This is a genomic window from Parapedobacter luteus (assembly GCF_900168055.1).
GTDB lineage: Bacteria > Bacteroidota > Bacteroidia > Sphingobacteriales > Sphingobacteriaceae > Parapedobacter > Parapedobacter luteus.
On the sequence record NZ_FUYS01000014.1, the window covers coordinates 19,621 to 42,920 of the forward strand.

Sequence of the window (23,300 nt, forward strand, 5' to 3'; positions counted from 1 at the left end):
CAATACTGTCATGAACACCATCATCAAAACCTCGGCAATCATGCTACTCACCTGCGTGCTGCACTGGACGGCCCGCGCACAGGACAACTACGAATCGGCCATGGTTGCCGCCCTTCAGACGCTGGCTGAAGCGCGGCAGCCTGCAGACTTCACAGTCTTGGGCAACCGCTTTGAGCAAATCGGCAATACCGCTACCGATCAATGGACGCCGCTCTATTATGCTGCCTACTGCCAATTGGTGGCCGGTATAAGCCAACAAAACGCTGATGAAAAAGACCGCTTTTTTGAGAAGGCGCTTAACCTGGTTGAGTCGGCTGAGAAGCGTCAGGCAGACAACAGCGAAATCTATGCACTCAAAGGATACACACAATTCATGCAGATGAGCGTAGACCCGCAAAACCGGCTCGACCTGATTAGCGAGGCTGAGGCCGCATTAGGGAAAGCCATGCAATTGGATCCGTCAAACCCGCGACCTTATTTCATCAAAGGGCAAAACACATTCTATACGCCTGAATTTTTCGGCGGCGGCGCCAAAGCCGCCAAACCGCTGCTGGAGCAAGCAAAGGTGAAGTTTGACACCTTTAAGCCAACGGAAAAATTTGCGCCCAACTGGGGAAAAGAACAATGCGCATATTTATTACAGCAGGCCGCTAACACCGACACACAATAAGCTGTTTTTACCTGCTGTGAGCAAGCCTTGCCGAGACGCGAGCAACGCGCAGCGGATCCCAGCTTGCGGAAGCAGGTAAAATAATCCACAATCATTCGTATCTTGCAACAGTCTACGAACCTGTAATTTAAAACGCTTCACAAAAAAGGCTGTAGATACAGGTTCCACGAGACCTTTTGAAAAACCAATTGTGTTAAAGTGAAAACCGCAACAGACTTCACAAAGAGCCGCTACTACTGGCTGGGGCTCAACCTGGCCTCCCTGCTCTTGGGCATATTAATCTCGTTTATCATATCCACTTGCGTTGCAGTGGTGCAGGGCCATTGGCCCTCGTCCAGAAGCATGCTCATCAGCTTGATGTTCGGCATCATCATCAGCCTTTGCATCGCCAACAGCATCCATATCATGGGGTTACTCAACAAGCGGAAGACCGCAAATAGCTGGGGGTGGTTTCTCGTAGTCTATTACGGCGTGAGCTTGCTGGCCATGGTCGTGGGCGTGGAGTTTACCTACTTATTAGCCTCCTGGCTGTTTGATATTCCTTTCCATTTTTTCCATTGGGCAGACCTGCAATTCAACGCAATCATCGTATTGATTATCTGCACGATCGTCTATATTTATTTCAGCATGAAAGAACGGCAGCAGGCCGCATTGCAACAAAAAGAAATGGACATCATGCGGATGGGCAAACTCAAAACCGAGGCGGAGCTAGCGGCATTGCAATCCAAGATTAATCCACATTTTCTGTACAACGCGCTCAATTCCATCGCCAGTCTTATTCCTTCCAATCCGGTGAAGGCCGAAGAAATGACCGTGAAACTGTCCAGCTTGTTCCGGCAGAGCATCAACCAAGAACAAGGGTATTGGGGTACAGTGGCCAGTGAGCTGGATATTGTCAACACCTACATGGACATTGAACGGGTACGGTTTGGTGAGCGCATCCGCTTTGCGGCGAGGGCGGAAGACGGGCTGGAAGCAGTCCGTGTACCCCGTTTCCTTATCCAGCCGTTGGTGGAGAATGCGCTTAAGCATGGGCTGAAGGATGTCACCGAGGGCGGCCAGCTCGAAGTACAAATCAAACGGCAAGGCGAACGCGTGGTCATTACCGTGGCGGACAACGGGCAGCCTTTCCCCGACGAGCTGAAAGCGGGCCACGGCTTACAGAGCACCTATGATAAGCTGCAACTGCTCTATGGCGAGGACTACCAGATAAGCTTGCGCAACACGCCGCACAAGCAATTAAGCATTAACATACCCGTTGACGCATGACGACCTACAACACCCTGATTATCGACGACGAGCCGCTCGCCCGGCACCGGCTCCACCAATTGCTCAGGCCATACCCGGCTATCAACGTGGTAGGCGAGGCTGGCAACGGCGTAGAAGGGCTGTCACTTATTGAAGCGCTTAAACCGGACCTACTATTCTTGGACATCGAAATGCCTGTGTCAGATGGGTTCGATATGCTCAAGCAGTTGAGGGGCCAACAGCCGCGGGTGGTCTTTGTGACGGCCTACGATCAATATGCGCTGAAGGCCTTTGAAGAAAACTCCATCGACTACCTCTTGAAGCCGGTGGAAGCCGGACGGCTGAAGAAAACCATCCAGAAAATCACGCAACCCAACATGGCTGCCGCAGCGATATCCGACCTGCAGCGGTTATTGGAAGGTTTGTATCCGGCAAAACAAACGCTGAGCCTTACTGTCAAATTGGGGGATCGGATACTGCTCATTAAGACGGCTGACATTGTAGCAGCCGAGGCTGAAGACAAATACGTCATGCTACACACCAAAGGTGGCAAACGCCACCTAACGGACTACACGCTCGCCGATTTGGAGAATCAATTGCCGGCTAACTTCTTGCGTATACATCGAAGCACGCTTATCAACATGGATGGCATCGTCGAAGTCCGAAAAGGGTTCAATGGCTCGTATACCTTTGTGATGGAAGCTGCGGATAGCCCGCGCTTCAAGTCGAGCCGATCGCATGCTGAAATGATAAAGGTACGGCTGAGTTTGTAAATCCGAGTTCTTTGGCTAAAAGGCATGTGTCGTCTTTCACATTTGACCTTGCTTGCGTGGACGACGCTCAGACAGCAGATAAATGACATTTTATGAATGTCAGTTTTCGTAAAAAACCGCAAGGTTTTCGTAAAGTTTTTGCTAAGCAAATACCAGCATCTTATCTTCACGCGAACAAAAATAAAAAGTGGGGTTTAAATCGTATTGGTTCCGTAGTTCGATCAACATTGGAACCCAACTAAAATTCCAGAAAATGAGTATCATGAATTTTAATTTCGGAAAGCCCCTTGATAGGGACCAAATGAGACTTATTATAGGCGGAAATGTTAAACCAAAATGTGATCTTGTAGACGGTGATAGCTACTATTGCTCTCACGACAGCTCAAGTGTATGCGTAGAAGAATGTACCGAAGTTTATGGCGAAAACTGTTTCGGATGCTCTGGAGATAACTAGGTTAGGACGCATCGTTATATCTAGTCTCTGGCTGAACCATCGATCTCGAGCCACCAGCCTTCTGACTGGCTGGTGATTTGCTGGCTAACTTTATAGTCAATAAACCAGCTGATATGCCCGGTAGAAAAAATAAGGCAACACTTATAACACTTAACAGTTTACTGCTACTCTTTTGCGTTGAGGCGCGGCAAGGTGATGAGGGTTACAAAATTTATTACGAGATGACATTCCGGAAGGACAGTACCAATTCAGCCACTACTTCTGAATTGACCGAACTACTAATCAGCGGAGATAAATCACTGTTCCGGACCGTAGCACAAGGCGAAAAGGACACCAATGAATTCCATAAGCATTTAGAGATACGGCCATACATCCACACTAATGCGAGATACCGCATCATCAAAGACCGCGCTGACGAAATGGTTTACTATTATGAGCAGATTGAATTATTGGGAGGTCCGATCTGTACGTATACTGAATTACAGAACGACATGGATTGGATATTAATGAGAGATACCTTGACGATTAGTAATTTGCCATGCCAGAAAGCGCTCCTGGATTACGGTAACCGGTCATGGGAGGCTTGGTTCTGCCCGGACATCCCGCTTAGCAACGGACCGTATAAATTTCAAGGATTGCCGGGATTGATCATCCGCATGCGGGACAAGACCGGTTCGTGGGTGTTCGATCTGAAGGGGATCGAGCGGGTGCCGAGCTTTACTTTTGACCTTGCTTTTCTGAACGATGCCGAGGCGATGGATAAATTGGAATTTTACGAACGCAAACTGCATTACAAAGATAATAGGATGCAAATCAATGAAGCAGCTGGTAAAATTTCATTTCCAGATGAAGGAACGAGACAACGCCTTTACGAGAAGGCCAAGATAGAAGCAGCAAAAAACAACAATTGGATCGAGCTATACCCATAGCGGGCAACTGTAACAACATAATCTGACGTTGCCACCCATAATAGGCGGCGCGGGTCATCAATTGAGAGATGGCTATTGGAACGGTTGATATCGAATGAGCAAACCTATCTTTGCCATATATTCACCCCACATTCCGGCAGTTTCATCCCAATCATCCTCTCGTTAATCACGCAGGCCCTACTTTTGCCAGGGACGAAGTAAGAGCGCGGTGTAACAAATTGGGATACAGCCCGTCTTATCTATGGATATCCGAACGTGATGGAGAAACTGATGCGATTTTTTTGGTGGTGCTGCGGCGTGCACCAAGCGACTTTGGCAAAATACCCAGCCGAACATAACAAATACGTCGGCATTGGCGCTACCATTTTTTTCACCGGTCTATTTGCGGCCCTGTCCGGCGGGTATGCACTGTATTTCGTATTCAGCGGTGGTGAGTTCGCGGCATTGTTTGCACTGTTATTTGGGCTATTGTGGGGCTTGGCAATCTTCAATATGGACCGCTATATCGTCTTAAGCATCAACAAACATGCGTCCGGTTTCAAGCAGTTGATGCAAGCTACTCCACGCATCCTGCTGGCCGTACTTATCGGCATCGTCATTGCCCGCCCGCTGGAACTCAAAGTGTTTGACAAGGAAATACGCGAACAACTGCGGGTAACCTATTTGGATAGGCAACGGGCGGCTATCGATACGCTCAATAAAGCCTTTGAAAGCAAATACGCCATTGAACTGGAAAAGACTGCCGAACTGAAAACCGAGCGGGATTCCCTGGAAGCCACGATTAAGACCGATCGGATCAAGCTCAAAATGGAGACATTCGGCGAAAAAACGGTGGAGACGTCCGGCATCGTCGGCTATGGCCCCTATGCCAAACAGCGCCAAGCCGAACTCGAAAAACAGGAGCAATACCTGGATACGCTCCGCAACCGCATTCAATTGCAGGAAGCTTTTATCCAACAACGCAAACAATTCGAAGGATTACTTGATGAACGGCTACTCACCGGCGTGCAGCTTGACAGCGCCGTTAATCTGGCCGGTTTTGCCGACCGGAACGCCGCGCTCGGTGACCTGAAGTATCATCCAGACGGCACCGTAAATGAGGCCAACTATTGGTCCATCACGTTTATTATGCTGCTCTTCATCTTTTTTGAGTGCCTGCCGGTATTTGTGAAACTGATGAGCGTGCGAGACGCCTATGATATCGCCCTGCGTGACCAACAAACAGCGGATATTTATCGCTCCGGCAAGAACCGGGATGCTGAAATCGCCATCGTTGATAGCCTCTACGATACGCACGTAACGCAAACCGCCGAAAAACGTAAAGCCCAGCTATGGGGGAATGAGACCTTGTAGGGTTTATGCTTAATCACGCATTTCGCGCTTTTTATCCCTTTTTATTGTCCGGGGATTCTGAATTGACATTCTTTGCCGGAAAATCTTTTTCATTATGAATTGGCATCGCATTGAATTTATCATCGCTACGGCTATTTATCTATTCAGCCTCATTTTTATTTACAGCAATAGCATCGATCACTGGGGCGAGCGTTATGTTGCGTCATACATGGGGTGTGCCACGGTAATTTATGGTGTTTTCGCTTTATTTACACAATGGATATGGCCTTGTTATTTCCGCAAAAGAAAAATCGAGCTGGGAGCGGTATTGACCCTGTTGCTTTTTTTCTTTTCCTGGATAGGTCTTTCCGTCTGCGTGTGGATAAGACATTATGCGGTGTATCAATCAACGGCCTTTTGGCCTCACCTTACTCGAGGCGAATCCCTCGCTGTATCGTTGTTGCTCTTCCTGTCACTGTTTGCCTATGAAGGGCTCAGGCATAGTATTGTTTTAGTACGAACCAGTGGCAGGGGACTTTCCAAACGGATCATTCAAGAATCGCTGGTTGTACTCGGCGGCGGCATAGCCATCTTTTTGTTCTTGCTGAGCTTAGCGGAAAGCTTGGCGGCCTTATGGCTGTCGGCTGTCCCTTACGCATACACCATTTACGCGCTCAACATCTACTGGTTACTGCCTCTGCGGGAAAAACGGCATCATTCGTTGGTTTTGTACCTCGCTATCGCAATCGGGTTGTCATTCGTGATTTTCATTCCTTTCGGTATCTTCTTTCTAAATGTCTCGCGGGCGGCCGGTGCGGTGTTTTTTTTCGAATGGATATGCATTATCCTCATCGTAATACCGCTGGCCAATTTGGTCTACCGCCGCCAAAAGGAGCGCATCGCTCAGCTGGTTAATCTCCAACTGGAACTTGGGCAGACTTCGGCAGATCTCAGCTTCCTCCGCTCACAGATCAACCCGCATTTCTTGTTCAATATCCTCAATACGCTGTATGGCACGGCGTTGCAAGAAAAAGCCGATCGCACCGCTTCGAGCATCCAAAAGCTTGGCGACATGATGCGCTTCATGCTACATGAAAACAACCAGGACAAGATTTTACTCTCCCGCGAGGTGGAATATCTCCGCAACTATATTGACCTGCAACTGTTGCGTACAGCAACCTCCCCGGGTATCACAGTAGAGCATACTATCCACGACGCGCTAAGCAACACGTACATCGCTCCAATGCTGCTTATCCCCTTCGTAGAGAACGCCTTCAAACATGGCATTAGCTTGCAGGAAAAATCGTGGATAAAAATCAGCCTTTACGAAGCTGACGGACGGCTGTTTTTCGACGTACACAACAGCATCCACCGCAAACCGGACTCCGACCCCGAGCGGCGCCACTCAGGCATCGGCTTGGAAAATGTGAAACAACGGTTGGCGATGCTATACCCGGGCAGGCATGATCTGGTCATTCGCGAAACAACGCAGGAGTTTTTTATCCACTTAACTGTAATTTGCTAAATCGCCATGAAAAAAAAGCTCCTCTTGTGTATAGCCATGGGCGTGCATATCTGGTCTTATGCGCAACTTAAGCTGAGCGGGCATGTCTCCAATCTGCCGGATGGTCCAAAGCTGGGGTCAGTGGTCGTCAATGTACCGTTGGCATTTGGGTATTTTGAAGATGCCAATAAGCAACTGGCTACCGATGCAGCAGGGTACTTCAATACCATACTGCCGTTGAATGAAGAAAAAATAGGCTATCTCCAATGGGGAAACCATGAAGTTTTTTTGTGGATGAGGCCCGGTGAAGACTTGACCGTAGAATTGGATGCTGCCAGCGGCGAAATCGTTTTCGGTGGTACCATGGCCAATGCCAACCTCCTCCTTCATCGATTGGAATTGCAGAAGGCTCCGCTTTTCTATATAGACCATAGACGGGCGAACGCGGCGGCGGTAAAAGACAGCATCATCCGCCCCCACATGGAGCAGCTAACGACAAAAACCAATCTGATAGATGCCAGTCCACTGAACGCAGGCGAGAAGGAATTTCTGAAGGCCGAGTTGCATTATCATTTTGTGGTTTACTTCGACCTGTATGTGCGTACGGCTAAGTGGCCGACCGACACCTGGAGCACACTCATACAAGACGTTATCAGCGAGGAGACACCGGAGCCCAAGTCGGCACTCCGGGGGCCGATGTACTATGCTTTCGTTGACACGTACGTCGGTTTTCTGGAAACGCGTGCGTTTTCGGCGAGGGATAAGCTGCCTTTGTTCAAGACGTTGCTGCATGCCACCTATGGCATAGAGAGCTTTGACAGCTTGAATGCCATCTATGAGCAATATGGCGAAACGTACATCAACTGGCTGGCCGTAAAGCAAACGTTCGATGCCAAAACCGCCGAGCACTATCTCGCCAAACAAGTTAAAACCAAGTTCCATGGTGGCGAGCTTACCGAAGGGAAAAACCTGCTGGATGCACTACGTACTTCGTTTGGCCAAAGCGGCTACCTATCCACCCTGGAACGCAGCATGGACAGCTTAATAGAACGGTCTGTGGTACAGAACGACCAAATCGTCATCCCCGCTGACTACCGGAGTTTTCAAAGCATCAACGCGTTTGTCAAGCAGTTTGCAGGAAAACTGGTGTATTTGGATGTCTGGGGGACATGGTGTGGGCCCTGTAAGGTGGAAATGAGGCATGTACAACCGCTGAAAGAACGTTTCGAGGGCAAGGACATCGTATTTTTGTACCTTGATATGGACGACGATAAGAAAGATGCTGAATGGCGGGAATACATCCGGATAAATGCGCTAACAGGGGTACATCTGCGCAAAAACAATGCCGACATACAAGCCATTTGGAGCGAGTTGCTGCCTGCTGATCAAAGTCGGCATGGCTACTATCCCAGCTACTTTTTATTCGATAAAAACGGTAACTTAGTAGCCGAGCCCGTTAGACGGCCCAGTGAAAAAGAAGCGTTGTATGCTCAATTAGACAAATATCTTAACCAATGACCACCATTGCCATTGACGACGAACCCCTCGCCTTAGAGGTCATCCGTAGCCATGCTGCCAAGGTACCTTTCTTGGATTTAAAGGCTACGTTTATCAACGCCTTTGAGGCGATGGACTACTTGAGGCAACACCCCGTTGAACTCCTCTTTCTGGATATCAAGATGCCCGATATTTCAGGTATCGAATTTTTCAGAAGCCTCAGCAAAAAGCCACTGGTCATTTTCACCACCGCTTATTCTGAACATGCAGTGGCCGGTTTTGAGCTTGATGCGGTGGACTACCTACTCAAACCATTTTCGCTCGCCCGGTTTCTCAAGGCGTGCAATAAGGCGCAGGAATGGCTTCAATTGCGGGGTACCAATAGCAGCAAGCCGGAATACCTCTTTGTCAAAACGGGGTATGAACAGGTGAAAATAGCATTTACCGACATCGACTACTTGGAAGCTACCGGCAACTATGTCAATTTTGTACTGGGCGATCGCCATATCCTCAGCCGGATGACCATCACCGAGTGCGAGGAGTTATTACCTGCGCACCGCTTCATCCGTATACATCGCTCGTTTATCGCCGCTATTGATAAAGTACAGAAAATCGAACGACATCAACTGACTGTAGGCGACAGCATACTGCCAGTGGGTTCATCCTATATGGCCACGATTAAGCAGCTTTCGACCAAACCATAGGGCAAACTGTTCGTTTTCGAACACTCACTGCCCGATATCGGACAAGCCTTTCCAAAAAGGCTATTCACAATCTATTTATAATCTTGTAGTTATGACTTTGGCGCAGACTATGTGTACCCTATGCCAAAAATAGCGCAACGAAATGTTTGACAGAATACGTTATATAATTTATTTAGGCGTGGCTCTTGGATTGGGCAACCATGCCGCCATTGCACAAGACACCCTGACTTTGGAACGCTGTATCGAATTGGCTCTTGAAAACAATCTGGACGTCCAGCAAAGCGAAATTCGGACCCAAAACCAAGCCATCAATTTAAGGCAAGCCAGGCAAAACTTAATACCTGATTTGACAGCACGTCTTGGTCATTCTTTTGAGGTAGGACGGGCCATCGATCCGGAAACCAACCAATACCTGAACAACGTGACCAATCGATACGGAAACCAAAGCCTCAGCAGCTCCGTGGTTTTGTTTGACGGACTACGGATGTTCCGCGCCATCACGCAACAAGCTTATGCGTACCGCGCAACCCAATTGGATGAACGATACGCCAAGGAACAGATAGCGCTCAACGTGGCGAGCGCCTACATTCAGACCCTTGCCGCCCGAGATGTGGTTGCACAGACCGACAGCCTGGTTGCCGTCACCCGCCGTCAGGTAGAACGGCGAACATTGCTTTTTGAGCAGGGTGCCGAAGCACCTGCCGACTATTATGATTTGAAAGGCCAATACGCCAATGACCTCAACAACTTGAACGACGCTAAGACCCGTTTCAATGAAGCACTGGTTAATCTTTTCCAGCTGATCAATCTCCCTTTTGACGCCGAGACCCAGCTCGTTTCTCTCCAGGAACTACCGGCAAACGGAGGTACCTTGACGGATGACGCACTCTACCAAACCGCGGCTGAGCGGCTAAGTGTCATTAAAGCCGCCGATAACTGGGTAAAAGAAGCCCAGTTCGGATTGAAAACGGCTCGTTCGTCCTATTTCCCCTCGCTCTCCGTGGGCGGAGGTTTGACGAGCAGCTACATACACGGCAACGGCATTTACATCGACCAGGTACGTGATCGCGTTGGACAAAATCTGGGATTTACGCTTTCAATACCAATATTAAATCGATTTCAAGTACGCAACAATGTCGCGCGGGCCAAGCTTAACCTGTTCGATGCCGAAAACATTTCACGGACGCGCCGGAATGAGCTGCAACAAACCACAAGCCAAGCGTTGTTTAACCTTGATGCTGCCAAAACACAGTACGAAAACTTGCTCGAACAGGTCGCAAACTACGCCGAGTCATTCCGCATTGCCGAAGTACGCTTCAATGCCGGCGCCATCAATTCCGTGGAATACCTGATAGCTAAAAACAAGCTCGACAACGCCAATGCCAACCTCGTCATCGCTCGCTACCAATGGCACCTCCGCCAACGCATTGTGGATTATTACAATGGCGAGATGCCATTGGATTATTGAAATGACCAGCGCTCCCTGCCGGTATCAGGATTGTAAGGGAGCTCTCCGGCATTCCAATCAGGCGGCTCCACCTGAAGCAGGTGCTTGACGAAAAAGTCACGCTTTTTCATTCGCCCGAAAGGGCCGCCATCACTATGGCCCATGCCCGGTATGGATAAAAAATCGAAGGTTTTGCCTGCTCTTATCAACGCGTCGGCCACGCGATAGGAAGACTCCGGCGGCACATTGCTATCGGCTTCGCCTACAATCAGCAACAACTTGCCGTTCAGCTTGCGCGCATTGGCAACCGTTGCACACGATTGGGCCTCATAGTGCGGCCCTACGGGATATCCCATCCACTGTTCATTCCACCACTGCTTATCCACGCGGTTGTCATAACAACCACAGGCGGCTACACCAGCTTTGTAGAAGTGCGATTGGAACAACAAAGCCGAGACGGTGTTTTGCCCGCCAGCAGAAGTGCCATACAAGCCAACGCGGGTGGTATCTACGGACGGATACTTCTCTGCCAGTGCCTTGATCCACAATATGCGGTCGGGTAAGCCCGCGTCCGCGATATTTTGCCAGCATATGTCGTGAAATGCTTTGGAGCGGTTGGCGGTTCCCATGCCATCGATCATCACCACGATAAATCCAAGTTCGGCTAGACTCTGCATCTCGCTGTACGGCACAAAGGACTTGGGCACGAACGAGTCATGAGGTCCCGCATAGATGTTTTCAAGCACGGGGTATTTTTTTGCTGGATCGTAATCTGACGGCTTGCTGACTATCCCCCAGATGTCCGTTACGCCGTCCCGGCCCTTAGCGACGAACACTTCGGGTGGCGTGATGCCGCTTTGCTGATAGGCTTCACTTAGCACAGCTTCTTCCAGCACGGCTATTTCCTTGCCATCCTTCCCGTTGCGCAGCTTGGTCACCGGAAGCTGGTTGACGGTTGAGTAGGTGTCAATATAATAAGATTTGCTGGGCGAAAATACCACGCTATGGTTGCCCGGCTCGGGTGTCAAGTCAACGAGTCCCTTCCCGTCGAAACCAATGCGGTAATAATGGATATGATAGGGATCTTCTCCCGCGTTCATTCCGCCGGCGGTAAACCAGATCTGCCTGTTTCTGGCATCCACATCAACCACATCCCGCACCACCCATTCGCCAGCGGTGATGGGCTTTTCTATACCACTGATCAAATCAACCAAGTAGAGATGGCGCCAACCATCCTTCTCTGACGACCGGATAAGGATATTGCGTTCTTCCGGATAGTGGGTATACTGCCGGTCGTGGTAGATAAACGTGCCGGTTCGTTCATCGACGACATTTCGTGTGGTGCCCGTGTGACTGTCCACCTCGATAACACGAAATCGCTGATGACCTCGATCGAACTTCTCATAAGTAAAGTACCGGGCATCCCCATACCGCCACCGCAACAATGGCGCTGCATTTGGAAAATCAATGGGCTCCGCGGCTACCTTGACGGCCGTCCGCTTGTCAAGCGGGAAAACAAACAAATCGTACGTCGTAAAAGGGTCTCCAGGTTGTTTGTATGGACGAGACACCAGCTGACCCCGCGTGGTTTCAGGAACGGCCGACAAGACAAAATGCACCAATGAATCCTGTACCGGATGGATGAGATAACCAGCAAGGTATTTACTGTCGGGACTCCAAGCCACGGCTCCATATGGGTTTTCCTTGGTGCCATCAGAAGTAAATTGAATAATCTCTCCGTCGCTCAACCGCTTAGCAAAGAGATTGCCCTCTTCGATGTATGCTTCCCATTGCTGATCGGGAGAGACACGTTCGCCACGGAAATCTGCCATCCCCCAACGCCTCTGTCGATTGGGCTGCTGCACCTGCTCGCCCGGTGCTTCGGCTACCACTTGCGCTTTGTTGGTAAACAGTTGCTTTTTGCCAGATTTCGCGTCTACAAGCACGTATGCCGATGAGCCGTCCGGCAGGATATTTTCATACCAAAACGACTGCTCATCTTGACGCCAATGGGCTTCTACCCGATCGTTGAACACCGCATTTTTGGTAAGACTGTCCATCCTTGCCGCGTGTTTATAACGTGCTACGATTTCATCATGTGATGGCGTGAACGCCTCGGGGGTTTGTGCCACCAAGACGGACACATTGAGTAAGAGTGTTGCCAAAGGGGCATACCCTATCCATGTTGACTTATGCATGTTTCAAAAGGTTACAAAACGCCAAATATAAGGACTCAAATGGCAGCGGCTAAGCCATATTTTAACCCACACTTAGCAGGTATTGGCCATTCTTTATGAAGCATCGTTGGTATGGAACCGTTTGATGCGCACGCTCACTCGCATACCTTTTCGCAGGTCTGTCACTGAACTCACAATCACCTGCAAGGAGAGGCTGGTGTCCTGAACGGCAACCACCTGGTAAAATCCCTTGAATTGAATATCCACGACGTGAAAGCTTGCATGTGGGCTTTCCTCCAGCGATAGCCATTCAGGATGGACAATGACAGTCGTTGCATCCGTAATGATACCCAATGCGGATGCCTCCGCGTTGGTAAGGATGTTGCTCTTGGCTAGCAATCGCGCCGTGTAACTATCCGGTGGCTGTCGGTACAGCAGCGCCGGCTCATCGGCTGCCACCAAATGTCCGTGCCGCAACACAATCAGCTGATCCGCCATAGAAAGCACTTCTGCCGGATCGTGTGACACCAACACCACCGTCAGCCCGGTTTCGTCCACGATATGGCGAATATCCCGTTGCAGTGTCTCCCGGAATGACGCGTCTACCTGATTAAAAGGTTCATCCATTAGAAGCACTTCGGGCTCCCTTACCAAGGCCCTGGCGATGGCTACCCGTTGTTTTTCGCCACCGCTTAGATCGGCAATACGTTGCTTAGTTAAGTGCGCAATACGCAGGCGGTGTAGCGTGGCTTCCGTCCGGCTGAACTTCACCGCTAAATCGGTGTTTGGTAGTTGAGACGCTACGTTGTCCCAGACATTGGCATAGGTATTCAAATCGTCAAAACCCTGCGATACCATACGCATCGCATCGTGTCCGGGAATAAGTTTCTCTCTTGGGTTAGGTACTCGCCACCCCCGATAGCGTACTTCGCCCTCATCGGGTTCCAGCAACCCGTAGATGAGCCGGAGCATGGTACTTTTGCCACTGCCGCTTTCTCCAATGATGGCGGTGACCTGCGCCTCGGCAATGCCGAAAGTCAGCCCGTTGACCGCGACGACCGGCTCCTTGGCCTGAAAAGAACGGCTCAGGTTTTCGCCGTGGATAAGTGGAAGTCCGTCGCGGTGTACATCATTGGGTACCGAGCAGGATGGGGGAGTTGTTGGGATTGACACCATAAAAAGCCGTCCCGAGCATGTCGGGTCGGCACAAAACTACAAATTATTATTGATACAGTTAAGAAGCAGGGAATCTGGCAAATCAGGTTGACAATTCACGATATTCCGGTTGTTGGGTTTTTGACTGGAACGCTCACTCCGTTTCGCGATCCTATGCCCCCCCCCAACAACCGGAATAAGCAAAAACTTGTCACACTTGTCAGAAGCCGAGCATCAACCCAAAGGTAAAGTTCTGCAATCCCGCGTGCTGGGGACTGTTTTCGAAGATATCATTGAAGTAATACTTGGCGTAAATACCAAAGGCGCCCACGCCAAACCGGGCGAATGCGCCGTAGCGGAACTCATTAAATGCATAGTCTCCACGCTGTTTGACTTTGCCGTCTGCACCGCGGTACCTTTGTGTACCTTTCAGCAGGAAGCCCCCTTCCGGGCCAAACGCAAACCGCATCCGGCCCATACCGGAATAATTTTTGCTCCTGAACTCAAAGGTAAGCGGCAGCCTTAAGTAAGTAGACGTGAGCCTGTTGTTCCTGATATCCGTCTGGTCGTCAACAACGGTCAGCGGCACAATGTCCGGATCAAATATATAATTGCCCTTGAGCCGTATGTAAGTCCAGTCGAATCCTCCGGATAAGAATATCCGGAACTGGTCATTAAAGCGGTACCCTGCCTGCAATACATCAAATCCGAAATTGACCGTCTTTCCGCGCCGGTAATCGAATATATCGTTGTCGTCAGACAGCGAGAAGCTGCCATTGTCCATCAGCTTGACCAACCCCAGATCAATCCGTGACAGTGTGACCCCATAAATGGGATATGACTTCCTGGGGTGGTCTTTCGTTACACTCACCCGTTTGCCGTCTTGCTTATCGTCCGAATCGTACTGGTACGCTTTTTCTGATTTTTCGATAGTAATCATGCCCTCGTCCTTCCCGGGGACGATGATACGCACTTTGCGTTTTTCTCCGGTATTGACATCTTCCATGATGACGGTATCGGCAGATATTTTACCCAAGCTGCGAAGGCTATCAGCCCGCTTTTTTTCTTGTGCTGCAGCCGTGAGAATAAGGGCATAAAACAATACTGTAAGGCTAATGTATCTCATATCAGTTGTATATTAAATGTTTGATGCTTATATTATTTTACTTTTTTCTTTTTGTTTTTTGCCAAGCCAAAGTTAAAGTCAAGCTTCAGCGAACCTTCGCTATCATTTGAAAAGGTAACAAGCTTTTCTTCACGTTGGTCCACGGTGCCCACTACATAATTGAGGATATTACTAATCCCGAAAGGTTGCTTTCGTTCTCCTGCTGACGCCAGCATGGTTTCCTCGTCGTCTTCCAAAGCGACCAACGGTTGGATGTCCGGCACGTTGGCTAGTGCCTCCTCCATGGCTACGGATTGTTCTCCAGGACGCTCAACCGGAAGCTCCACTACAGCAGTTGCAGGACGTTTTACTTCGGATGCTCCGGCCACCTCGTACTGTATGGGCTGATTGGCCATGAGTTGCTGGGGGCCTTGATTTTCCACTGGCGGTCTGTCGTTATTTACGCCGGAGTCGAGCGTAGGTGACGTATGCTGGATCGATCCCCGATCTTTTTTTGCAAATACTTGTTTAAGCCGTTCGATATCCAACGGCTCGCTGGCCGGCACCGTGTCCTTGTCCGATTGCGTTATCGTCCCAATTGCGGGTTCGACAGGGTCTGCCTTCGCCACAGGGCGTTGCAGATAGGTGACAGCGACAGGCCTGTTGTACCAGTAAAACACACCGCATACGGCCAGCAGCATAGCGGCAGCTGATAACCACCAAACAGGCAGGCGCCGTTGTTTGGCGGGCGCCGCCTTCGCATCGCCCTGTGCTTGAGCGTCCAGCTGCGCAGCTATCTTTCCCCAAAGGTCTACCGGAACCTCAGGCCGAAAATCACCGAACTTCTCTTGCAGCTGCTTGTCAAATTCATTTCTTTTATTGGGATTCATAACGTCCTCCTTCCAATTGTGTTATCCGTTCCTTAAGCCAAGTCCTTGCCCTTGATAATTGTGACTTGGACGCTCCTTCACTGATATGGAGCGTCTCAGCGATTTCTTTGTGTGAATACCCCTCCAGGGCATACATGTTAAACACGACGCGATAGCCATCTGGAAGCGTCTGGATAATTCGCAGCAGGTCTTCGCATTCCAAGCTGTCCATCGAAAAGGTCTGTTGGATGTCGTCTTGCACATCCTCGATGTCCACAGAATAACCGCCGCGCATATTGCGCCGATATGTTTCTACTGCCGTATTGACCATAATCCGCCGTATCCACCCTTCAAACGATCCCTCGCCACGGAAACGCCCAATACTCTTAAACACCTTTACAAACCCCGTTTGAAGCATATCTTCCGCTTCAAATGTGCTTCTTGCATAACGCATACATACCCCCAGCATTTTTGACGCCATCGCCTGATACAGCTGTTGCTGCGCGTGGCGATTGCCGGCCTTGCAGCCTTCATACAAACTATCTATTGTAACCGTTTGCTCCAACTTGCGTGTGTTTACTGTAATGATGACGATATGGATAAAAAGGTTGCATTGGGGGGATGATTTTTTTGCAAAATACTGCATGCTGTTACACAGCGACTTGCAAACAAAAGCGTACTTTACTCACCGCTGCGGATGCACAGTAATGCGGCGATGGCCATTACCGGAGCCGGTGATAACCACCTCTACGGCATCGGGAGGCAATAAACCGGCGATTTTTTCCGGCCATTCGATAAAGCAGTAGTTTCCTGAATAGAAATAGTCTTCATAACCCAGGTCAAAAGCCTCCTGCTCAGACCGGATCCGGTAAAAATCAAAGTGATAGATAGGCTCGCCGGCGGCGCTGTACTCATTTACAATAGCAAACGTAGGGCTCGATGTGGCGTCGCCGACGCCAAGTTGGCCGCAGATGGCTTTGATTAGTGTAGTCTTGCCCGCCCCCATTTCGCCATAAAAAAGAAATACCCGATACTTGCCTGCTGCTGCGAGGATCTGAACAGCCGCACGGGGTAAATCCGTTAAACTTGCTACCTCAATGACCATGAGGGCAAAAATACATTTTTTGCTATTTGGTTGTGTACGTTGCGAACGGAATGATCATTTCTTCCAAGGAAATGCCTCCATGCTGGAATGTTTCATTGAAATAATTGACGAAATGATTGTAATTGTTGGGATAGACGAAATACGTATCTTCTTTCGCAAAAATAAAGCTTGAACTCACATGAAGCTTTGGCAGCATGGCATCGTGCGGATTCTTGATGTGAAACACGTCCTTAGCAATAAAATTGAGATTCTTGCCCTGCTTGTACCGCAAGTTGGTATTCGTATTCCGGTCGCCGATGACTTTGCTGGCGTGCTTCACCCGGATGGTACCATGATCAGTGGTGATGACGACACGTACCGATTTTTGCGAAAGCCATTTCAGCGCATCCAAAAGCGGCGAATGTTCAAACCATGACAAGGTGAGCGAGCGGTAGGCGGCCTCATCATTGGCCAGCTCGCGGATCATGGCCATATCCGTACGCGCGTGGGAAAGCATGTCTACGAAATTATACACCAACACGTTTAGGTCATTGCCCATCAGGTTACTCAGGTTATCAGCAACATCGCGCCCCTGTTCGAGCGTAAGCACTTTGGTATATGAGTGTTTGCATTCTTTACGGTAGATCCGCTTGATTTGGTCAGCCAAAAACTTATCTTCGTGGAGATTTTTCCCTCCTTCATCTTCATCATTTTGCCACAATCCGGGGTGCAGCCGCTCCATTTCCAAAGGCATCAATCCACTGAATATGGCGTTACGAGCATATTGCGTAGCGGTAGGCAATATGCTGTAGTAGCTATCTTCTTCTTCCAACCGGAAATAGTTGGTGATAACGTCGTTGATTACCCGCCACTGATCATACCTTAAATTATCAATGAGGAAAAAGAATGTAGGCCTATTGTCTTGTAACGTAGGAAAAACCTTTTTGCGGAACAACTGGTGCGACATGATAGGTCCTTTTTCGGGTTCTTTCACCCAACGGAGATAATTTTTTTCCATAAACTTGGAAAACTGCATGTTGGCCTCCGCCTTTTGCAACGTAAGCACTTCATGCATTCCGGCATCTTCGAGTTTTTCAAGCGACAATTCCCAGTAAATTAGTTTTTTGTAAACGTCTGCCCATTGCTCATAGTCCAAGTTGTCATTGAGAATCATGCCGAGGTTTCGGAAGTCCTGCTGATAAGCCATGGACGTCTTTTCGCTGATGAGCCGCTTATTCTCCGTCAGCTTCTTGATGGTAAGCAGAATCTGCTTGGGATTGACGGGTTTTATCAGGTAATCGTCGATTTTAGAACCAATGGCGTCTTCCATCAAGTGTTCTTCCTCATTTTTTGTCACCAACACCATGGGGACGACCGGATTGATGTTTTTCAACTCAGAGAGGGTCTCCAATCCCGTAAGTCCCGGCATATTTTCATCCAAGAAGACCAAATCATAGAAGCCCTTTTTAAAGGCCTCTACTGCATCGTTGCCATTGGTCACCGTTTTTACGCCATATCCCTTCTCATTCAACAGCATGATGTGCGGCTTCAGCAAATCAATCTCATCATCTGCCCATAGTATATTCGTCTCTTGCATTCCTTATTTCCTAACGTAAAAGATTGGTTGTATTATTATTAATAATTGCGAACATAACGAAAAGTTTGCCTTGACCTGACTTTTTTAACAAAAATTAACAGGCACGTAATGTATCTTTGCGCCATAAATCCTATGGCGAGTGACGGTACTTCCCATTAATGGAGCTAGGCATTGAATAAAAAGAAAATAATCAACGATCCTGTTTATGGGTTCATTTCCATCCCATCTGGTTTTATATTTGACCTGATACAGCATCCCTATTTTCAACGCTTGCGCTACATTAAACAGGTAAGCATGACGCACCTCGTCTATCCCGGAGCCTTGCACACCCGTTTCCAGCACGCGCTGGGCGCTATGCATCTCATGGCGCTGGCCATCGAAACATTACGCGGAAAGGATACGGCCATCACGGAGGAGGAGGAGGAAGCCGTCCTGACCGCCATTTTACTGCATGACATTGGCCATGGCCCCTTTTCTCACTCGCTGGAGCATACCTTGGTCGAAGGTGTTTCGCATGAGCTGCTTTCGGCACTCATGATGGATGAACTCAACGCGACATTCAACGGGCGATTGGACATGGCCATCGCGATTTTCAATAACCGCTATCCGAAAAAATTTCTTTACCAGCTGGTTTCCGGGCAGCTTGATATCGACCGGATGGATTACCTCAGCCGGGATAGCTTTTTTACTGGGGTGGCTGAAGGGGTCATCAGTTTTGACCGCATCATCAAAATGCTCCATGTCGTTGATAACGAGCTGGTCGTTGAACAAAAAGGTATCTATTCTGTGGAGAAATTTCTCATCGCGCGCCGTTTGATGTATTGGCAGGTTTACCTCCATAAGACAGTTCTCAGTGCCGAACAAATGTTACTCAAGATTCTCCAGCGTGCGAAAGAGCTATACGGGCAGGGCAGCCCGCTCTTTGCCTCACCATCCTTGGAACATTTTTTGCGTAACAAGATTACCCGGGAAAATTTTACGGAAGATGTGACACATTTGGAGCATTTTTCTCGTCTCGATGACACAGACATTTGGTCGGCAGTGAAGGCTTGGGCGTATCATAACGACCACATCTTGCGCATGCTGTGTTCTCGGCTTATTGCCCGGTCCTTGTATCGAACAGAATTATACAGCTCCGCTCCGCAAGCGCATATCATCGCCGATTTACAAGAACGAGCTGTCAAACACTTCGGTATAAACATTGCTGACACAGCGTATTATGTATGGGTACAATCCATTGAGAATAGTGCATACGAACAAAACAACAGTAATATCAAAATATTAATGAAAGACGGAAGCGTACAGGATATCGCGGAAGCATCAGATTTGTCCAATTTAGGAACCTTGTCAAAAAAAGTTCAGAAATTTGCTGTTTCATTTCCAAAAGAATTGCTAACTATTCCATCATCAATAAGCTGACAGCCAGTAAAAATTTGAATATATATCGTTTAAACTTATACATTTGCAGATGCAATTTTCCGCACATCAAATAGCTACGCTCGTAAATGGTTCCCTGGAAGGAAACCCCGATGTGATGGTAGAGCAACTGGCCAAAATCGAAGAAGCATCCACGGGCAGCTTGTCTTTTTTGTCCAACCCTAAGTACGAACAGTATCTCTATACAACGCGGGCATCAGTAATCATCATCAATGAAGATCTGAAGCTGGACAGGCCGATAGCGAGCACCCTCATCCGGGTAAAAAATGCCTACACAGCATTTTCCCTACTGCTGGAACTGTACAACAAAATGCGTTTGGATAAAGCAGGCATTGAGGAGCCGGTATTCATCCATCCCAGCGCCAAAATAGGGAAAAATGTCTATATCGGTGCCTTTGCGTATATCGATAAAGATGTAGTCATCGGAGATAATGCTAAAATCTATCCGCATGTGTACATTGGCGACAATGTCAAGATCGGCCATGACACCACGCTGTTTGCCGGGGTGTCCGTCTACTTTGACTGTGTCATCGGATCGCATGTCATTATCCATTCGGGCACCGTGATAGGCAGCGATGGCTTCGGCTTTGCTCCGCAGGAAGATGGCACGTATAACAAAATCAGCCAAATCGGCAATGTGGTCATCGAGGACAAAGTGGAGATTGGGGCAAACACGGTTATTGACCGCGCAACGATGGGATCGACGATTATCCGTGAAGGTGTCAAACTGGACAACCTGATCCAGATAGCCCATAATGTGGAAATTGGAAAACACACCGTCATTGCCGCTCAATCGGGCATCTCGGGAAGCACCAAGGTTGGTGAAAATACCGTCATCGGCGGGCAGGTTGGCATCGTTGGCCATATCAATATTGCCAATGGCAGTCAGATACAGGCGCAATCCGGTGTAAACCGTACCATTGCCGAGGAAGGCAAAAAATGGTCCGGCAGCCCCGCGGCTCCTTATAATGCGCAAATGCGCTCTCAAGTGGTCTACTCTCGCCTTCCGGAATTGGAGCGTCGGCTTGAAGAGTTGGAACAGCTATTATTAACCAAAGAACTATCGAAATAAATAAGCGCTTAGCCTCCTTGCAAAAGGACAAGCCAAATGACAACGATGAACGTAAAACAACGAACAATCAAATCAGAAATTATCGTTTCAGGAGTAGGCCTTCACACCGGCAAACCCGTAACCATGACCTTAAAACCTGCACCAGAACACCATTGGTACAGATTCAGGCGCATCGATCTGGAAAGCCAACCCACAATTTTGGTAGATGCCGATAACGTTTCAGACACTTCCCGGGGTACGACCATCTCACAAAATGGCGCCAGCGTCAGTACCATCGAACATTTGATGGCTGCTTTGGTGGGTCTGCAGATAGACAACGTGCTTATCGATATTGACGGGCCCGAGGTGCCCATCATGGATGGCAGCTCCGCGCCGTTTGTACGGGCAATTGAGCAAACGGGCTATGTAGACCAAGGTGCAGACCGGGATTATTACGAAATTCCGCACAACATACACCACACGGAGCCCGACAGGAAAGTAGAGATGGTAGCGATGCCATTGGATGGCTATCGGTTTACCTGCATGATTGATTTTAATTCGCCCGTATTGGGAAGCCAGCATGCGTCTATCAGTGGCATTGATGAGTTTTCTAAGGATATTGCCTCCTCGCGCACCTTCTGCTTCCTGCATGAGCTGGAAATGCTGTTGCAAAACAACCTCATTAAAGGGGGAGACCTCAACAATGCCATTGTCGTGGTGGATAAGGAGGTCAGCAAGGACGAACTGCGGCACCTGGCAAAATTATTCAACCGGGAAGACATTGACGTGGCAAAAGAAGGCATACTGGATAACATTGAACTACGTCATCAAAATGAGCCCGCCAGACATAAGCTACTCGACATGATTGGAGACCTGGCTTTGGTAGGCCGCCCCATAAAGGGCCACATCATGGCTGCGCGACCCGGGCACGCTGCCAACGTGGCTTTTGCCAAAAAAATCAAAGCACAAATCAAAAAAGAAAAGGGCCGGAAATACATCAAGATATATGACCCTAACATGCCACCCCTGTACGATACGGTGCAAATCATGAAAATCCTGCCTCACAGACAGCCTTTTCTCATGGTGGACAAAATTCTTGAGCTTACCAAGACACATGTGGTGGGGTTAAAAAACGTCACCATGAATGAAGATCTATTCATGGGGCATTTCCCCGGCGCCCCCGTATTTCCCGGTGTGTTACAAATAGAGGCCATGGCCCAGACCGGAGGCATACTCGTACTAAGTACTGTATCCGACCCGGAAAACTACCTCACCTTGTTCCTCAAAATAGAAAACGCCCGGTTTAAGGCTCAAGTGAACCCCGGAGACACCATCATCTTCCGCTGCGACCTGCTGGAACCTATCCGCAGGGGCATCGCCCAGATGAAAGGAATAGGGATGGTTGGCGAAAAAATCGTCGTTGAAGCTGAGTTGATGGCTCAGATTGTAAAAGTAAAAGAGAGCCAAGTATCATGATACAACCGCTAGCATATATACACCCTCAAGCCAAGATTGCCGGCAATGTGGTTATCGAACCGTTTGTAACTATCCACAAAGATGTTGTCATTGAAGAAGGTACGTGGATTGGCTCGAATGTGACCATCATGGATGGCGCCCGTATCGGCAAGAATTGCCGTATATTTCCAGGCGCCGTTATTTCGGGAATTCCGCAAGATCTGAAATTTGATGGTGAAGAGACGACAGCCGAAATCGGTGATAACACCACCATCAGGGAGTGCGTCACCGTAAACCGGGGCACCAAGGATAAGTGGAAAACCGTTATTGGTAAAAACTGCCTTATCCAAGCCTATAGCCATATCGCCCATGATTGTGTCGTAGGAGATAACTGTATTTTTTCAAATAGCAGCACACTGGCTGGCCATATCACGGTGGGCGACTATGTCGTGCTGGCGGGCATGGTCGCTGTACACCAGTTTTGCCATATCGGCTCACACGCCTTCATTGCGGGGGGCTCGTTGGTCCGTAAAGATGTACCACCTTTTGTGAAAGCTGCACGCGAACCCCTGTCGTACGTGGGCATCAATTCCGTCGGCTTGCGACGGAGAGGTTTTTCATCCAACCAAATCAATGAGATACAAGACATCTACAGGGTACTGTTTGTCAAAAACAACAACCTCACGAAAGCGTTAGACATCATTGAAGCGGAGTATAAACCCACGGAAATACGCGACGAAATACTTGACTTCGTACGAAATTCCAACCGGGGTGTCATGAAAGGCTTTGGCCAAAGTAAGGGCATACTGTAA

The 23,300-nt window shown here is 48.9% G+C and carries 20 protein-coding genes; 13 read left to right on the forward strand and 7 right to left on the reverse strand.

Features of this window, described 5'->3' with window-relative positions:
• Nucleotides 1–10: 10 nt before the first annotated feature.
• From B5X72_RS18770 to B5X72_RS18810, 9 genes are all read left to right on the forward strand, one after another.
• On the forward strand, nucleotides 11–670 hold the full coding sequence (locus tag B5X72_RS18770) for a tetratricopeptide repeat protein (protein ID WP_079718469.1): 660 nt from the start codon (nucleotides 11–13) through the stop codon (nucleotides 668–670).
• Between the two features lie 198 nt (nucleotides 671–868).
• Nucleotides 869–1,939, forward strand: a complete 1,071-nt coding sequence (locus B5X72_RS18775) for a sensor histidine kinase (protein ID WP_079718470.1) — start codon at nucleotides 869–871, stop codon at nucleotides 1,937–1,939.
• The gene (locus B5X72_RS18780) at nucleotides 1,936–2,691 is read left to right on the forward strand and encodes a LytR/AlgR family response regulator transcription factor (protein ID WP_079718471.1); all 756 of its coding nucleotides are present in this window, start codon (nucleotides 1,936–1,938) and stop codon (nucleotides 2,689–2,691) included. Before B5X72_RS18775 ends, B5X72_RS18780 begins: the two co-directional genes overlap by 4 nt.
• Before the next feature lie 567 nt (nucleotides 2,692–3,258).
• Nucleotides 3,259–4,074, forward strand: coding sequence for a GLPGLI family protein (locus tag B5X72_RS18785; RefSeq protein ID WP_079718472.1), 816 nt, complete (start codon nucleotides 3,259–3,261; stop codon nucleotides 4,072–4,074).
• A 258-nt stretch (nucleotides 4,075–4,332) separates the two neighbouring features.
• Nucleotides 4,333–5,427 (forward strand): DUF4407 domain-containing protein, encoded by a 1,095-nt coding sequence (locus B5X72_RS18790; protein ID WP_079718473.1) that lies wholly within the window; start codon nucleotides 4,333–4,335, stop codon nucleotides 5,425–5,427.
• Nucleotides 5,428–5,521: 94 nt separating this feature from the next.
• The gene (locus tag B5X72_RS18795) at nucleotides 5,522–6,931 is read left to right on the forward strand and encodes a sensor histidine kinase (RefSeq protein WP_079718474.1); all 1,410 of its coding nucleotides are present in this window, start codon (nucleotides 5,522–5,524) and stop codon (nucleotides 6,929–6,931) included.
• Nucleotides 6,932–6,937: 6 nt separating this feature from the next.
• Nucleotides 6,938–8,428 (forward strand): TlpA family protein disulfide reductase, encoded by a 1,491-nt coding sequence (locus B5X72_RS18800; protein WP_079718475.1) that lies wholly within the window; start codon nucleotides 6,938–6,940, stop codon nucleotides 8,426–8,428.
• Nucleotides 8,425–9,111 (forward strand): LytR/AlgR family response regulator transcription factor, encoded by a 687-nt coding sequence (locus B5X72_RS18805; protein WP_079718476.1) that lies wholly within the window; start codon nucleotides 8,425–8,427, stop codon nucleotides 9,109–9,111. Before B5X72_RS18800 ends, B5X72_RS18805 begins: the two co-directional genes overlap by 4 nt.
• A gap of 142 nt (nucleotides 9,112–9,253) precedes the next feature.
• Nucleotides 9,254–10,579 (forward strand): TolC family protein, encoded by a 1,326-nt coding sequence (locus tag B5X72_RS18810; protein WP_079718477.1) that lies wholly within the window; start codon nucleotides 9,254–9,256, stop codon nucleotides 10,577–10,579.
• On the opposite strand, the gene B5X72_RS18815 is transcribed toward B5X72_RS18810, so the two are convergent.
• From B5X72_RS18815 to porX, 7 genes are all read right to left on the reverse strand, one after another.
• On the reverse strand, nucleotides 10,573–12,756 hold the full coding sequence (locus B5X72_RS18815) for a S9 family peptidase (protein ID WP_079718478.1): 2,184 nt from the start codon (nucleotides 12,754–12,756) through the stop codon (nucleotides 10,573–10,575). The genes B5X72_RS18810 and B5X72_RS18815 overlap by 7 nt on opposite strands.
• A 93-nt stretch (nucleotides 12,757–12,849) precedes the next feature.
• Nucleotides 12,850–13,911, reverse strand: a complete 1,062-nt coding sequence (locus tag B5X72_RS18820) for an ABC transporter ATP-binding protein (RefSeq protein ID WP_079718479.1) — start codon at nucleotides 13,909–13,911, stop codon at nucleotides 12,850–12,852.
• A gap of 199 nt (nucleotides 13,912–14,110) precedes the next feature.
• Nucleotides 14,111–15,016 (reverse strand): outer membrane beta-barrel protein, encoded by a 906-nt coding sequence (locus B5X72_RS18825; protein WP_079718480.1) that lies wholly within the window; start codon nucleotides 15,014–15,016, stop codon nucleotides 14,111–14,113.
• Between the two features lie 32 nt (nucleotides 15,017–15,048).
• Nucleotides 15,049–15,885, reverse strand: coding sequence for a hypothetical protein (locus B5X72_RS18830; RefSeq protein ID WP_079718481.1), 837 nt, complete (start codon nucleotides 15,883–15,885; stop codon nucleotides 15,049–15,051).
• Nucleotides 15,872–16,510: an RNA polymerase sigma factor gene (locus B5X72_RS18835; protein ID WP_079718482.1), complete on the reverse strand. Its 639-nt coding sequence runs from the start codon at nucleotides 16,508–16,510 to the stop codon at nucleotides 15,872–15,874. Before B5X72_RS18835 ends, B5X72_RS18830 begins: the two co-directional genes overlap by 14 nt.
• Before the next feature lie 39 nt (nucleotides 16,511–16,549).
• Entirely contained in the window at nucleotides 16,550–16,969 is a 420-nt protein-coding gene (tsaE, locus tag B5X72_RS18840) for a tRNA (adenosine(37)-N6)-threonylcarbamoyltransferase complex ATPase subunit type 1 TsaE (protein ID WP_079718483.1), read from the reverse strand.
• 22 nt (nucleotides 16,970–16,991) lie between these two features.
• Entirely contained in the window at nucleotides 16,992–18,545 is a 1,554-nt protein-coding gene (gene porX / locus B5X72_RS18845) for a T9SS response regulator signal transducer PorX (protein ID WP_079718484.1), read from the reverse strand.
• Nucleotides 18,546–18,716: 171 nt separating this feature from the next.
• Here porX and B5X72_RS18850 point away from each other — a divergent pair, with 171 nt between their 5' ends.
• Genes B5X72_RS18850 through lpxA form a run of 4 tightly spaced genes read left to right on the forward strand, consistent with a single transcriptional unit; the run spans nucleotide 18,717 to nucleotide 23,300 of the window.
• Entirely contained in the window at nucleotides 18,717–19,964 is a 1,248-nt protein-coding gene (locus B5X72_RS18850; RefSeq protein WP_079718485.1) for an HD domain-containing protein, read from the forward strand.
• Between the two features lie 49 nt (nucleotides 19,965–20,013).
• Nucleotides 20,014–21,054 carry a UDP-3-O-(3-hydroxymyristoyl)glucosamine N-acyltransferase gene (lpxD, locus tag B5X72_RS18855; RefSeq protein WP_079718486.1) on the forward strand — a complete coding sequence of 347 codons (1,041 nt, stop codon included), beginning with the start codon at nucleotides 20,014–20,016 and terminating at the stop codon, nucleotides 21,052–21,054.
• 45 nt (nucleotides 21,055–21,099) lie between these two features.
• Nucleotides 21,100–22,509 carry a bifunctional UDP-3-O-[3-hydroxymyristoyl] N-acetylglucosamine deacetylase/3-hydroxyacyl-ACP dehydratase gene (locus tag B5X72_RS18860; RefSeq protein WP_176146270.1) on the forward strand — a complete coding sequence of 470 codons (1,410 nt, stop codon included), beginning with the start codon at nucleotides 21,100–21,102 and terminating at the stop codon, nucleotides 22,507–22,509.
• Nucleotides 22,506–23,300 (forward strand): acyl-ACP--UDP-N-acetylglucosamine O-acyltransferase, encoded by a 795-nt coding sequence (gene lpxA / locus B5X72_RS18865; RefSeq protein ID WP_079718488.1) that lies wholly within the window; start codon nucleotides 22,506–22,508, stop codon nucleotides 23,298–23,300. The genes B5X72_RS18860 and lpxA overlap by 4 nt, the downstream gene beginning before the upstream one ends.

What these genes read in the sequence shown, in the direction of transcription:
- B5X72_RS18770 (WP_079718469.1), top strand. Translation starts at nt 11, where the DNA reads ATGAACACCATCATCAAAACCTCGGCAATCATGCTACTCACCTGCGTG.
- B5X72_RS18780 (WP_079718471.1), top strand. Translation starts at nt 1,936, where the DNA reads ATGACGACCTACAACACCCTGATTATCGACGACGAGCCGCTCGCCCGG.
- B5X72_RS18785 (WP_079718472.1), top strand. Translation starts at nt 3,259, where the DNA reads ATGCCCGGTAGAAAAAATAAGGCAACACTTATAACACTTAACAGTTTA.
- B5X72_RS18790 (WP_079718473.1), top strand. Translation starts at nt 4,333, where the DNA reads ATGGAGAAACTGATGCGATTTTTTTGGTGGTGCTGCGGCGTGCACCAA.
- B5X72_RS18795 (WP_079718474.1), top strand. Translation starts at nt 5,522, where the DNA reads ATGAATTGGCATCGCATTGAATTTATCATCGCTACGGCTATTTATCTA.
- B5X72_RS18800 (WP_079718475.1), top strand. Translation starts at nt 6,938, where the DNA reads ATGAAAAAAAAGCTCCTCTTGTGTATAGCCATGGGCGTGCATATCTGG.
- B5X72_RS18805 (WP_079718476.1), top strand. Translation starts at nt 8,425, where the DNA reads ATGACCACCATTGCCATTGACGACGAACCCCTCGCCTTAGAGGTCATC.
- B5X72_RS18810 (WP_079718477.1), top strand. Translation starts at nt 9,254, where the DNA reads ATGTTTGACAGAATACGTTATATAATTTATTTAGGCGTGGCTCTTGGA.
- B5X72_RS18815 (WP_079718478.1), bottom strand. Translation starts at nt 12,756, where the DNA reads ATGCATAAGTCAACATGGATAGGGTATGCCCCTTTGGCAACACTCTTA.
- B5X72_RS18820 (WP_079718479.1), bottom strand. Translation starts at nt 13,911, where the DNA reads ATGGTGTCAATCCCAACAACTCCCCCATCCTGCTCGGTACCCAATGAT.
- B5X72_RS18825 (WP_079718480.1), bottom strand. Translation starts at nt 15,016, where the DNA reads ATGAGATACATTAGCCTTACAGTATTGTTTTATGCCCTTATTCTCACG.
- B5X72_RS18830 (WP_079718481.1), bottom strand. Translation starts at nt 15,885, where the DNA reads ATGAATCCCAATAAAAGAAATGAATTTGACAAGCAGCTGCAAGAGAAG.
- B5X72_RS18835 (WP_079718482.1), bottom strand. Translation starts at nt 16,510, where the DNA reads ATGCAGTATTTTGCAAAAAAATCATCCCCCCAATGCAACCTTTTTATC.
- tsaE (WP_079718483.1), bottom strand. Translation starts at nt 16,969, where the DNA reads ATGGTCATTGAGGTAGCAAGTTTAACGGATTTACCCCGTGCGGCTGTT.
- porX (WP_079718484.1), bottom strand. Translation starts at nt 18,545, where the DNA reads ATGCAAGAGACGAATATACTATGGGCAGATGATGAGATTGATTTGCTG.
- lpxD (WP_079718486.1), top strand. Translation starts at nt 20,014, where the DNA reads ATGCAATTTTCCGCACATCAAATAGCTACGCTCGTAAATGGTTCCCTG.
- B5X72_RS18860 (WP_176146270.1), top strand. Translation starts at nt 21,100, where the DNA reads ATGAACGTAAAACAACGAACAATCAAATCAGAAATTATCGTTTCAGGA.
- lpxA (WP_079718488.1), top strand. Translation starts at nt 22,506, where the DNA reads ATGATACAACCGCTAGCATATATACACCCTCAAGCCAAGATTGCCGGC.